The following is a 318-nucleotide window of genomic DNA, read 5'->3' as shown; positions in this document are numbered from 1 at the left end:
CGCGACGTCAGCCGCAGGGATTCCTCGCTCATGTTGATGCCTCCGGTGGACGACAGCTCGCCAATGAGCTGACGATCCGACAAACATCGGCGCTGCCCAAACCGCTATCGCCGGTCGCATTGCGGCGCGTGATGGCTGGCCTGGGGGCGCGCGACCGTCTGATCATCGAATGGGCTGTCACAACTGGAATGCGCCGGATGGAGGTAGCAGGATTGAGACTGCGCGCACTTCCACGGTCCAGCCTGGATGCTCTGGTCGCCGTCAAGATTGAAGCCACGAAGGGCGGCAAAACGCGGACGGTGTATCCGCCATTGCCCC

General features: G+C 63.2%; 1 pseudogene. It reads left to right on the top strand.

What is annotated here, in order from left to right:
* Positions 1-318 (top strand): annotated as a pseudogene (locus EN824_RS35725) (tyrosine-type recombinase/integrase); the annotation flags it as partial.

It is taken from the genome of Mesorhizobium sp. M8A.F.Ca.ET.181.01.1.1, assembly GCF_004792025.1.
Lineage (GTDB): Bacteria > Pseudomonadota > Alphaproteobacteria > Rhizobiales > Rhizobiaceae > Mesorhizobium.
Note: the sequence above shows the minus strand (reverse complement) of the source record. Positions and strands in the feature narration are given on the sequence as shown.